Origin of the sequence: Erythrobacter crassostreae (assembly GCF_019204045.1) — a bacterium.
GTDB classification, from domain to species: domain Bacteria; phylum Pseudomonadota; class Alphaproteobacteria; order Sphingomonadales; family Sphingomonadaceae; genus Erythrobacter; species Erythrobacter crassostreae.
Window position 1 is genome coordinate 1,191,522 of record NZ_JAGSPC010000001.1, and the last position, 13,768, is coordinate 1,205,289.

Below are 13,768 nucleotides of genomic sequence, written 5' to 3' on the forward strand. Positions count from 1 at the left end.
GGACACAATGACAAACGACCAGCAGACGCAATCGAGCGCCTTGAAGCTATCTAGCATAGCTTCTGGAGTAGACAATTTCCTGCGTTTCAGCAGGTCAGCCATGCTTCGCGGCGGGCGTGTCACAAAGTTCAAAGGTGTCGCTGCGAGTTACTCTCCTGAACTTGGTCTGGTTACCGCCGGATCAAGTGATGTGGCATGCGGCGGGCGGGGATCGTCGACCCTTTCTCTCGCCCGCCGTCTGTTACGCTGGTCTGCGGCCCCGCTTGCTCTGGCAGCAGCGAGTTCCCCCGCTTTTGCGCAGGCTCAGGATGAATGCGTCGAAGTTACGCCGGGCAGTTTTGTGTGCGAGGACAATGGCGATCCAGCGACGACCGAACAAGACATATCCAACGGTCTAAGTGCGGTGCCGGTTGTTGCTGAGATTCAAGACGGCTTTGATATCGACACAACTGGCACGGGCGAGGCCGGGTTGTCCGCGGGTTCGGCTGAGGGGATAACCATCACGCTTGCCGATGGCGCAAGCAGCACAATCATTGGCGATACCGATGGTGTCCGCCTCGACAATGAAGATGACGGGGCTATCGATGCCACATTCGGCAACGTCACGGGGCTAACTGGGGATGGTATCGATGCACTCAACACGTCCAATAATGGCGGCGGTCTAGCGCTTGATACGACTGCGGGCGCAGTGATCGGCGGCGCAAACGGCATTGACGTCCTCAATCGAGGCAGCGGCGTCGTTAGTGTCACGACAGGCAATGTCACCGGCCAGAATGGCGATGGTGTTCAGGTTGGCGGCAATAGCAACACAAGCGATATCTTTGTCGATACAAGCGCAGGCACAGTTTCTGGTTCGCGGTACGGGGTCAATGTCGATAATTTTGGCTATGGCGCCGCGACTATCATCACCGGCGATGTCGTCGCCACAAATCGCGACGGCATCGACGTCAGTGATGATGGAGAGAATGGTGCTGGGTTTGATGGCACAGATATTTTCATCGACAGCTCGGCCGGCTCGGTAACGGGCGGCGATAACGGGATCGAAGCGCGCAATTTCGATACGGGCGATCTGACGATCATCACTGGTGATGTCACCGGGCTTACTAACAATGGTGTTCGTGCGAGCAACGGTAGCGGAACTACCGACCTAACCATCGATACGAGCGCGGGCGCAGTTTATGGCTTTTTCGCTGGCGTCAATGCCTTCAATTCGGGCACAGGCTCAACCACGATTATCACCGGTGATGTCGACACTGGCTACGGCGAAACCGGCATTCGCGACGGTGTGTATGCGCGCAATAATACGAGCGCGACGGACCTCATCATCGATAGCTCCGCAGGCTGGGTTGAGGGGCAAATCAACGGCATCCGCGCCATCCAAAATGGCAGCGGCGACACGGTAATCACTACCGCTGATGTGGATGGCGAATCTGGTAATGGCAACGGTATTGACGCCCGAAACAATGCCGGTTCCGGCAGCCTCACCATCGATAGCACCGCTGGCGCGGTTCGGGGTGGAGGTGAAGGAATCCGTGCGACCAATTCCGGCACGGGCAACACCAACATTACCACAGCTGATGTCAGAAATTCTGCAACCAACCAAAGTGCTATCGTCGTTTTCTCTCGTCAGTTTACAGGCGATCTGAATATCGACACCAGCGCTGGCACGGTGAGGGGCGGTTACAGAGGCATTTCCGGCATCGGTTACGGCACGGGTAACATTTCGGTTGTCACTGCTGATGTGACCGCTGTTTCCAACGATGCGATAAATATCAGCGACAATGGCGAAGAAGGTGTCGGCGTTGATATCGCTATCGACACCACACAAGGAGCACTCAGCGGGGGCCGCAATGGCCTTTACGCAGGCAACAATGGCACCGGTGACCTTTCGATCACGACCGCCGATGTGTCGGGAGCCGCGCGGAGCGGAATCTATGGGGTCAACCGGGACGATACAACCGGCAATCTCAGCATCGACAGCACTGCGGGCACTGTTTTTGGCGCGAGGTACGGTATTGATGCGTCCAATGCTGGCGTCGGCGACCTGACGATCACCACAGCCGCCGTCACGGGTAATGACGGATCTGAAGGCAATGCCATCACCGCTCGCAATTCCAACGCGGCTGGAGGTGCTGTGACAATCAACACCGTGGCAGGCGCGGTCACTGGCGGTGATCGCGGGATCTATGCGTCCAATGATGGTTCCGGCGGCATTGCCATTACCACTGCGGATGTCACCACGCTCTATTCTGGCGAATACGGCCAGGGTATCGATGCTAGTGATAGGGGCGCAGGCTCGCTCTCCATCGATACCACCGCTGGCGCAGTATCGGCTGTTGGAGAGGGCATCCGCGCGCGCAATAATGGCGGCGGCGGTCTGTCTATCACGGCGGCAAACGTTACGAGCGCAAACAGCACGGGCATCAACGCATCTGTGTTAAATTCAGACGGCGATGCCATAATCGACACCACTGCTGGCGTTGTCACAGGCGGAACTGACGGGATCAATCTTAACAATGATGGCAGCGGCGATAGCTTTGTCGTCACAGGCGCTGTTACGGGCACGGCCGGGAATGGCATTGAGGTTTACGGCGGTGAAAGCGGCGAAGGCGTTCACTCTGTTGATAGCACCGGCGGCGCGGTCATCGGTGGGGGCGGCCACGGCATCTTGGTCACCGACGATGGCGGCACGGATATTGCGATCACCACAGCTGACGTAACTGGAGCAAGCGGCGACGGCATCCGCGCGATCGGCCAAAGTAATAACGGAAAAAATATCACCATCGACACTACAGCTGGCACGGTCACTGGGCTTGGCTTTGGCAGCGTAGGCATCGAAACCTCCAATCAAGGCACCGGCGATACAAATATCACCACGGCAGATGTGTTCGGTTCAGACGCAGGGATTTCGGTGTCCACAAGCGCAGGGTCAGGCGAAGTGTCGATCGACACGTCCGCAGGCACCGTGGATGGAGGTTTCTTCGGGATTGTTTCTCAGCATAGCGGCACTGGCAGGCAAAGCATTACGACAGGCGATGTCTCCACCTATTCAGGCGATGCCATTTCGGCCTCCAATAGCGCCGCGACTACAACCGACCTTGTGATCGATAGCACTGCTGGACAATTGCTTGGCCGGGGCAGCGGGATCGTCGCAAACAATCTTGGCACCGGTTACACACGCATCACAGCGGCAGGCGTTACCGGGTCGAGTAACCTTGGTGATGGCATTCAGGTCACCAACGATGTCGATACAACGGATCTGGTCATCGACAGCACAGCGGGCCCGGTCATAGGCGGCGATAACGGCATCTATGCCCGAAATGATGGCACAGGCGACACCTCAATCACGACTGCTGATGTGACGGGTGAACGCGGCAATGGGATCGATGCGCAGAACGCTGCAAGTGCTGGCGACCTCACCATCAACACCGCCGCTGGCGCTGTTGTAGCCGCAGATGACGGCATCAATGTTATAAATGACGGCACGGGCAGCACGAATATCACGGCGGGTGATGTCACCGCAGGCGGCGAATTTGGCATTTTCGCTTACAGCTACGGTACCGACCTGATCATTGACACCACGGCTGGCACGGTCACCGCCGTCACCAACGACTTCGACAGCGCAATTTATGCCAGAAACTATGGCAGCGGTGAGGTGGTTATTACAACCGGTGCGCTCAATGGCAGTGACTACGGTGTGTACGGATACAATTCAGATGACGGCACCGACCTTACCATCGACACGCGCGGCGGCGCTGTGGTGGGCGGCTTTGAAGGGGTTGAAGGCCGCAATGATGGCTCGGGCGCTCTTACCATCCTCACAGCCGATGTGACGGGCGGATCCGATGAAGGCATCGAAGCGTTCAATGAAGGCACGGATCTAACGATCAATTCCTCTTACGGCAGCGTGCTAGGCGAAGGGTCTGGCATCTATGCCGAGAACTCTGGTTCAGGCATTTTGTCGATCACCGCAGCGGACGTGTCCGGCCAAGATGAGCACGGTGTCGAGGCCCGAAACTTCGGCACCGACTTGATCGTCAACACTGCTGCAGGAAGCGTGATCGGCGGCGAAAGCGGTATCTACGCCCGAAATGTAGGCACAGGGGTCACTTCGATCACCACTGCCAATGTCACCGGTACAGGAACCGACTACGACGGCATTTATGCTGTGAACACCGATGATGGTACCGACGTTATCGTTGATAGCACAGCGGGTGCGGTCACAGGTGATCGCAACGGAATTAACGTTCGCAACAACGGCACTGGTAACACGTCGATCACCACGGCGGATGTGACTGGGCAGACCAGAGCCGGGATCTATGCCTATAGCGGTTTTGATACAGGTAATCTTACCGTCGATAGCACTCTGGGTAGCGTAGCCGCTTTTGAGACGGGAGTGGCAGCTATCCACGGGGGAAGCGGAGATGTGAATGTCATCACCGCGGATGTCACATCCCAGGCCGGCGTTGGAGTATATGCTTACAGCGAAGGGGTTGGCGATCTGGTCGTCAACACAGCCGCAGGCGCCGTAAGCGGTGACACTGATGGCGTATATGCGCGGCACATACGCGGCGGGGACGTGACAGTCGTCGCTGGCGACGTCATCGGCAATTCTGGTGATGGTGTTAAGGCTCTTCTTCAGGGCAGCACTGGTAATCTGACCATCAACACCTCCGCCGGGGCGGTTTCTGGGGGGCAAAATGGGATCAACGCAGAAAACCAAGGCAGCGGTATTCTTTCCATCACAACCGCTGATGTAAGCGGCGGCCTGAAAGGCATTCTTGCGCGCACCGTAGGCATTGATCTGGTCATCAATAGCGCAGCGGGCGCGGTCTCGGGCGGTGTTGTAGGCATTGATGCGCAGCATAACGGGACCGGCACAATGACGATCATCACAGCCGATGTTACCGGCGATACTGATGACGGCATCTCCGCGCTGAACACGGCATCGGGCGCGGACCTTATCATCAATTCGGCAGCGGGCACGGTAACGGGCGCGGTGTCCGGTATTGATGCAGACAATGATGGCGCGGGCGCGCTGATTATTACCTCTGCAGACGCAATTGGCGCTGCTGGTGATGGCATCACTGCTGATAACAGCGCGCGCGGCACGGACCTGTTGCTCAACAGCGCCGCTGGCGATGTCAGCGGAGGGTTGAGCGGAATTAGTGCCGTCAATAACGGAACCGGCGGCCTAATCATCACCGCTGCAAATGCCGAGGGCGTATCGGCAGACGGGATTAATGCATTCAACAGCGTCGCTGGCCTGGGCATCACGATCAACAGCGCCGCCGGCGCTGTTTCGGGCGAGAACAATGGTATCGCTGCATCCAACGAAGGCTCCAGCGTACTTCTGATCACAACTGCGGATGTTACCGGCACGGCGCAGGAGGGTATTCTCGCCAGCAATATCGGCGTGGATACGATTATCAATTCCACTGCTGGCGCAGTCAGCGGCGGGACCAGCGGCGTTGACGCTACGAATGCTACCGGACTGCTTGTAATCAACACTGCCGACGTGTCTGGCGCAGCAGGCAACGGGATCACCGCTGCCAACGCCGGAACGGAGCTGATCATCAATTCTGCAGCCGGTTCGGTTACCGGCTCTGCCGATGGTATCGTTGCTGACAATCAAGGAACCAGCATCCTGCTGATCACCACGGCAGATGTCACTGGCGGCACCGGCGACGGTATCAATGCGCGAAATTCAAGCGACGGCTCCGTTCTCATCATTGACAGCAGCGCAGGCGCTGTATCCGGAGGCGCTTTTGGCATTCTGGCCAGCAATCGAGGAAGCGGTGATGTTCGGGTTACAACGGGCGATGTAACCGTAGCTGGTGACCAGACAGAGGGGCAAGGCGACGCTGTCAATGTGCGAAACTCTGCGGCGGGCGGCAACATTGCCGTTGATACCACCGCAGGGACTGTTAGCGGCCTTCGTCAGGGCGTCTATGCGAACCAGAACGGTATCGGCGACCTCTCGATCACCACCGCCGATGTGAACGGCGTTGAGAACGGCGTGACGGGCTTCAATCAATCCCCCGCCGCAAACCTCTCAATCGATACAAGCGCGGGCTCCGTCAACTCTGTTGGTACTGCTGTTTTGGCACGCAACTACGGCAGCGGTGTAACCTCAGTAGTCACCGGCAATGTGACTTCCACGGTTCGCGATGGCGTCAACGTTCGCAATGCGACTGTTGGCGGTGATATCGCCATAGACACCACCGCTGGCGCGGTGACAGGTGCCGAAGACGGTATCGATGTTTACAATGACGCACCTGATGCGGACACTACGATAATCACGGGCGATGTTACCGGCCAAACAGGTGCAGGCATTTTGGTCAGTGATTATGGAGAGGGCGGCTATGGAGCCGGAGATATCACGATCAACAGCGTGGCTGGCGCCATCACTGGGGCCACCATCGGGATCGATGTCGAAAACCGCGGTGTAGGCGATCTTTCGATTACAACTGCCGATGTCGCAGCAGATGCGCAATATGGTATCCGCGCAGAAAACAGCAACTATTCAACCGGCGCTCTCACCATCGACACAGTCGCGGGTGACGTCACAGGCAATGGGACGGGAATTTTTGCGACCAATTTTGGCGCCGGAGCGCTTTCCATCACAACAGGCGATGTCGCCGCATATGGCGAGGGCCAATCAAACGGCGCGATCTTTGCGCGAAATGATGGGACTGACCTCATAATCGATACAAGTGCAGGCCGGGCCACCACGGAGCTGGGCAGCGGAATTAATGCGACCAACAATGGCACAGGTGTGACCACGATCACCACCGCCGATGTTGAGAGCGAGGACGGCTTCGGCATCTTCGTTAATAACGGCGCAGATACAACCGGCCTTACTATCGATACCAGCGCCGGAGCCATTGAAGGCGTATATTCGGGGATTGAAGCGCGCAACAATGGCAGCGGCGAAACTTCGATCACGACAGCCAATGTAACTGGCGGCGATAATGGCATTGACGTCGATGCCGGTTCAAACACCGGCCCTATTGCGATCGACACGTTGGCAGGAGCGGTTTCTGCCCAGAACATCGGCATTTTAGTCGAAACCGATAGCGGCGCGAACATTACCGTCACAAGTGCGGACGTAACGACCGAAGCTGATTACGGGGTCAATGTCATATCCGATGGTCCTGGCGGTGACATCACGATTGATACAACGGCAGGGGCCATCGTCAGCGGCAGCAGTCCTATTTCCGCTCGGCAGTTAGGTGATACTGGAACTGTTAGAGTCACGACAGGCGACGTTGAGACGACTGAGCGATATGCAGGGGTGTTCGTCTTTAATGACGGCGATGATACCTATGTCGATACCAGCGCAGGGAGCGCGACCGGCATCTCTAACGGTGTCTTTATTAACCACAGTGGCAGCGGTGATGTCATCCTCACTACCGCCGACGTTACAGGCGCCGAAGTTCATGGTGTGCGTCTTTCAGCTGGGACGGGCTCGATCAATGCAGTCGTCGATACCAGCGCAGGTCAAGCAAGCGGTTTCCAAGATGGCGTAAACGCTAATCATGGTGGCACCGGCTCCCTCACCATCACGACTGCGAATGTCGATGGTCAAAATGATGACGGCATCTTTGGGCGTGTTCGGTATGGTACAGACCTTACAATTGATAGCTCCGCAGGCGCGGTGACGGGCAATGACAATGGTGTTTACGCAAGCAATGATGGCAGCGGTTTCACCTCGATCACGACAGCCGATGTGACCGCAACCAGCGGTGACGGCGTCACTATGATGACCGGCGCAGACACCACCATACTGGATATCGACACCAGCGCAGGCGCAGTGACCGGCAGCAATCGCGGCATTTACGCCAATCACGCTGGCTCTGGTGATCTCACGATCACGGTAGGCAATGTCACGGGACAAAGCGCTGAGGGCATCCTTGCCTCCACTTCGCAAGACACCGCGAACATCTTTGTCCAAGGCGGTGATGGCATTGCCAGCAATGTGATCGGCGCGACCGACGGCATCGCGCTGACGACGCAAGGGGCGGATATCACCATCACTGGGCTCGACAGCGTAACCGGGCAAGCTGGCGATGGCCTCAACCTCGTGTCCAATGGCGGCAACATTGCCGTTAGCGATATCGGCACGGTTTCGGGTCTTGGCGGCAACGGCATTTTTGCTGTCAGCGACGCGGGCAATATCACGATTGAAAATGTTGGCCTTGTCGGAGGAATTACGGCGACCGGCGGCATTGGCATCGCAGCCTATGCTGAGAATGGCGGAACGATTACCATTGGCACATCGGGTGATGTGTCGGGCGAAACCTATGGCGTCGATGGATCGGCCCTAGGCGGCGCTGGCGATATCACAATCGATACCACCAATTACGCTGTGAACGCCGCAATCGGCATTCGCGCGGTTAATTCAGGGGGTGGCGATACCAGCGTTACGACAGCTGATGTTACGGGCAGCGCGGGCGAGGGCATTCTGGCTTCAACCGAAGGTGGCAGCGTCACAGTGGATTCGACCGCTGGCACCGTCACAGGTCTTACCAATGGTATTGTCGCCGTGAACAACGGAACCAGCGACACCACCATCACCACCGCAGATGTCACCGGGACCTCGACTGATGGGATTAGCGCGCTTAACGCGACCGGCGCCGGTGATCTGATCATCGACACCAGCGCAGGGGCTGTTAGCGGATCAATTTACGGGATCACAACCGACAACAACGGGACAGGCGACACTACCGTCACGACTTCCGATGTTTCGGGCCGTTTTGCCGTTTCAGTTATCGGACGAGAAAGCAGCGGTGACCTGACCATCGACACCACGAACGGCACCGTTACGGGCTCAGCCTTTGGTCTTAGAGCGATTGGTAGGAGCTCAGGCGCGGTTTCTGTTACCACCGCCGATGTCACGAGCACCGATGACCCGCTCAGCACGGCTGTTTCGGCGAGGGGCGCCGGCGCATCGGTCACCGTTGATACAACCGCAGGTTCGATCATGGGCGGCGCTGGGGGCGTAAACGCGGTCAGCGAAGGCGCTTTGGGCGAAACCCTTTCGATCACCACAGGCGATGTGACCACAATTGCGGCCTATGTCGGGGCCGGTTCTGCTGTGTTTGCGCGCGCTGAGAGCGGCAATGTGATCATTGATACAACTGCGGGTGATTTGGTAAGTTTCGTCGATGGCGTTTCCGCTGAAGCGCAAAACGGATCTTTGATAATAACGACCGCCAATGTCACGGCCCAAACCGGCGATGGCATCATCGCAAACAACAACTCTTTTGATAGCGACACGGTGATCAACACAGCCGCAGGCTCGGTTTCTGCTGCGCTTGACGGGATCAATGTGGACCAAGGCGGAGCAAGGTTCCTCTCCATTGTCACAGCCAATGTTACCGGAGGTGAGAACGGCATTTTCGCGCGCTCTAATGGTATCGATGTGACTATCAACAGCGCGGCCGGAGCGGTCACGGGCGGCATTGCTGGAATCGATGCGCAGCACGATGGCACCGGCACGGTGGCAATCATCACTGCTGACGTAACAGGCAATACAGGTGATGGCATTTCGGCTGTCAATCAGACGCAGGGCGCGGACCTGATCATCAACTCGGTCGCGGGCTCGGTAGCGGGCGCAGAGGCCGGCATTGATGCTGATAATAATGGCGCAGGCGCGCTGATTATCACTTCCGCTGGGGCTGCCGGTGGAACCGGCGCAGGCATCTCGGCTGACAACGGGGCAAACGGGACTGACATTCTGTTGAACACAGCCTCGGGCGACGTGAGCGGCGCAGCCGGTATCATTGCGAACAACCTTGGAACCGGCGGCGTTCTGCTGTCCACTGGCGATGTCACTGGTGATACAGGCAACGGGATTGATGCGACCAACAGCACGGCTGGCCTGGGCGTCATTATCGATAGCGCTGCGGGCAATGTGACGGGCGCAGACGTCGGAATCTCAGCATCGAACTCCGGCTCCAGCGTGCTTTTGGTAACGACTGCTGATGTAACCGGCTCTTCGGCAGAGGGTATTCTCACTCTCAACACTGGCGTCGATACGATCATCAACTCGGTCGCAGGCACGGTAGGCGGCGGCACCGATGGCATCAGCGCGGCAAATTCGGTCGGATTGCTGGTCGTCAACACAGCGACTGTCACAGGAGCGTCGGGCGACGGTATCACCGCCACAAATGCGGGTTCTGAGCTGATCATCAATTCGTCTGCCGGTTCGGTCACCGGCTTTGATAATGGCATTGCGGCGGATAACCAGGGCAGCAGCATTCTGAACATCACGGCGGCAGATGTGACCGGTCAAAACGGGGCTGGTATTACCGCAACAAACAGCGGCACCGATTTGTTGATATTCTCGGACACCGGCAGCGTTAGCGGCCAGGCAGATGGTATTGCGGCTACCAATGTCGGTACTGGGTTCCTTTCTGTCATTTCCGGTGGCGTCGAGGGCGCTACTGGCGACGGCATCATTGCGGTCAATCTGGGCACCGACTTGGTCGTCAACAGCACCGCAGGCGGCGTAAGCGGCGCAGTCTATGGCATCCAAGCCGATAATGTTGGCACTGGTCTCCTCTCGATCACCACAGCCGATGTGATTGGTGCGGGAGACGATGCTATTCTCGCGATCAATACTGGGACGGATGCCATGATCGACACTACTGCTGGCATCGTGTCTGGCGGAGACGACGGCATCAATGTGCGCAATTCGGGCAGCGGGGTGCTCCGCATCGATACCGGCAACGTTTCTGGCAATGGAGACAATGCGATTGAAGCCAGAAACTATGGCACCGATCTGATCATCGACACGAGCGGAGGAGCTATTTCTGGGCGATCTAACGGGATCATTGCGATCAACAATGGTAGCGGTTTGCACAGCATCGTTACCAGCGATGTGACCGCTGAAGTCAGTGCGGCCATTTATGCGTTCTCGCGCGGGACTGACTTCATCGTCGATACCAGTGCGGGAACTGTAACGGGCGGCCAACGCGGTATCAACGCGCGGCTCGTCGGAACCGGAGCGCTGTCAATCACTTCGGCAGATGTTGAAGGCAGCATGTTCGACGGGATTAGTGCTGATAATGACGGTACCGACATCACTATCGACAGCACGGCCGGAACCGTCGCTTCCGGCTTTATCGGAATTCGGTCGGTCAATAACGGCAGCGGTTCGACCACGATCAGTACAGCTGATGTGACAGGCCGCAGTTTCGACGCGCTCTTTGTTATCAACACTGGCACAGATGTTTCTGTCGACACCTCAGCAGGCATCGCTCTTGGCGCGCGCAATGGGATTTTTGTCGATCAGGCGGGCTCCGGCTCGGCTTCGATTGTGACATCGGATGTGCAAGGCGTAGAAGCGGCTGGCATCAATATCGTTAGCAGCGGCGGGACGGTCAGCATCGATAGCGGTGCTGGCACTGTTGTCGGGAACACGGCTGGGGTCTTTGCCGATCAACAAAGTGACGGCGATCTTACGCTTTTCGTCAATGAAGTAATGGGCGGCGTCGGGATCGACACTCAGGCAACCACCGGCGCGACGTCAATCACTCTCTCTCCGACTGCCATTGTGATGAGCACTGAAGGCTTTGCGATAGATGCGCGCTCAACTGGCGGTGACATATCGATTCAGGGGTCTTCGGGAATGGTCTCTGGCGCGGCAGATGGCATCTATGTCCGGTCGGACATGGGTGACATCGCGATTGATACCATTGATCTGGTACAAGGCCTCTCCGGCGATGGGCTCGACCTTGTTTCGGACGGCGGCGATATCAGCGTCACCGCGATTGATCTCATCATCGGTGCAGCGGGCAGCGGCATTTTCGCAAACTCGGGCGAAGGCAACGTCGATATCGCCGGTAACGGCGACATTAGTGGAGCCCAGGCCGGCATTGTTGCGCAATCAAGCGGGGCTGGCGAAATCTCCGTTGATGTATCGGGCATCACGTTTGGCGATAGCTACGGCATAGATGTCTCGACACAGGGCGGCTCTGCTTCTTTGTTCAATAGCGGCACTCTTTCTGGCGGTTCGTTCGCAGTGTTTGCGAGCGGCGATCAAACGGGTCCGGTTTCATTGGTCAACACAGGCACCGTTGGTGAGGCGATCAGCTTTGCCGGCGCTGATGACCGCTTCGAAAACAGCGGTCTGTTTATCGCTTCCGGCACCAGCGATTTTGGTGACGGGACAGATGTTCTGGCCAACCTGGACATGATTAGTGTGGCGGATAGCGCTCAATTCCTGCGTCTTGAGCAGCTCTCCAGCGACGGGCTTATCACGCTCGCGAACGGTGCGGCAAATGGATCGCTTACGACTTCGGGCGACTTTATCGGCAGTGGCGGAACGCTCGCACTTGATGTCGATTTTGCGACCAATCTCGCGGACGTCTTCACAATTGGTGGTGCTGCGACTGGCGTTACTCAGCTCAATGTCAATCTGCTGAATTCAAATGCCACTTTCGAAGCCGATATCTTGATAGTTGATGGCGGTGCAGGGACGGAAGCAGGTGCATTTGTCATCGACGCTGCCACGCTGTCAAACTCGCCGTTCTTCGCATTCGAATTGGACTTCGATGCTGCTGCGAATGACTTTACTTTAGGCCTTTCTCTGCAGCCGCAGGTGTTTGGCGCGAACAAGCTGGCAGAAGGTACCCAATCGCTTTGGTATCGCAGCGCCGATACTTGGGGTGATCACCGCGCCAATACCCGTTTTGCCGATGATGACAGCTCACCAATATGGGCGGTCATGTACGGTGCCGTGAGCAACCGGGACGAAACTTTCACAGACTTGATCGGAATTACGGGCGATGCGGTGCTCGATTACTCGCAGGATTTCTTCGGAATACAGGCAGGCGTAGAAAAACGCCTTGGTGAGACGCTCACAGCGGGTATTTCCGGAGGGTATCTCAATTCAAACCTGCGTCTTGAAGATCGCGGCACTAGCGCGCGGTTCGATGTCCTCAATATCGGTGCCTCAGTCTCCTGGCAGAGTGGCGGCTTCTTCGCGGATGCGCTGGTCAAATATGACAGCATCCAAGGCGTTTTGTCCGACGTAGTTCAAGGCAGCTTTAGCGGCCGCGTCGATGGCAGCGCGTTCGGAGCACGTATCGAAACCGGATACAGGATCGGAAATGACGGGTTTTATGCAGAACCCCATGTCGCGCTTGATCTGCAACGCACCAATCTCGATGATCTTTCGATTGCATCGCAAACTTTCGAGTTTTCCAACCTCAACGGGTTGCGCGGGGCGGCTGGTTTGCGCCTTGGCGGGTATGCGAAGAGTGGTGCCAACACGACCATCGGGTATTATCTGGATGCAAGCGCGATGCGCGAGTTTGATGGGAAAGCCAATACGCGCTTCAGCATCGCAAGCGACTCCATTGAATTCCAAAATAACCCAATCGATACCTACGCCCACCTTGAGGCCGGGATCACGCTTGATACCAAGGGTCCGGTTTCCGGCTTCTTCAACGTCGAGACTGATCTTTCATCCGATTACACAAGCTTTGGCGGCAATGTCGGCATCAGGATCAAGTTCTAAGATGCTTGCAAGTCACCGATCTCTAGCTCGAAGAGATCGAAACCAAACAGCTTGCTGGCGATCGCAAGGTCGAACAGCGCCCGATCCTGAAAGCGTTCTTCACGATCAAGGAAGAAGCGGATCGCTCGGATGTGCTTCTGGTTTAGCGGCCTCTTTGGACCGATCTTGGCGCCAAAACTCCAAGGCACACCGCTATGTGTTGCAGTATCAAATTGTGAGTATGTCATTGGCTTCCTC

The 13,768-nt window shown here is 57.1% G+C and carries 2 protein-coding genes; one reads left to right on the forward strand and one right to left on the reverse strand.

Annotated elements, in window-relative coordinates:
- Positions 1 to 7 precede the first annotated feature (7 nt).
- Positions 8 to 13,531 carry a hypothetical protein gene (locus KCG46_RS05915; protein WP_218404346.1) on the forward strand — a complete coding sequence of 4,508 codons (13,524 nt, stop codon included), beginning with the start codon at positions 8 to 10 and terminating at the stop codon, positions 13,529 to 13,531.
- Here KCG46_RS05915 and KCG46_RS05920 read toward each other — a convergent pair.
- The gene (locus tag KCG46_RS05920) at positions 13,528 to 13,758 is read right to left on the reverse strand and encodes a hypothetical protein (RefSeq protein ID WP_255551790.1); all 231 of its coding nucleotides are present in this window, start codon (positions 13,756 to 13,758) and stop codon (positions 13,528 to 13,530) included. The genes KCG46_RS05915 and KCG46_RS05920 overlap by 4 nt on opposite strands.
- Positions 13,759 to 13,768: the final 10 nt, after the last annotated feature.